Source organism: Holdemanella sp. DFI.5.55 (genome assembly GCF_020593575.1).
In the GTDB taxonomy this organism is placed as follows: Bacteria; Bacillota_I; Bacilli_A; order Erysipelotrichales; family Erysipelotrichaceae; genus Holdemanella; species Holdemanella hominis.
The window spans coordinates 1-264 of sequence record NZ_JAJDMK010000287.1; the positions used below are offsets into that span (position 1 = coordinate 1).

Below are 264 nucleotides of genomic sequence, written 5' to 3' on the forward strand. Positions count from 1 at the left end.
AGAAGACACATCGTTATTCGTATACAACGAAATATACGAATGGAAATATTGAACTCTATGAAAATAAGGTCAAGCTTCCTAAGATTGGTCTTGTAAAGATAAAGAAAACACGAGCACCTAAAGGAAGACTACTGAGTGCAACGGTATCACAAGTACCAAGTGGAAAGTATTATGTTTCATTATGTTATACGGATGTAGAGGAAGTATTATTTCCACTAACATATAATGAAACAGGTATAGATCTAGGTATCAAGGATTTTATCA

The 264-nt window shown here is 33.3% G+C and carries 1 pseudogene; it reads left to right on the top strand.

The features are described 5' to 3' along the window. Positions 1-264 (top strand): annotated as a pseudogene (locus tag LJE08_RS14125) (hypothetical protein); the annotation flags it as partial.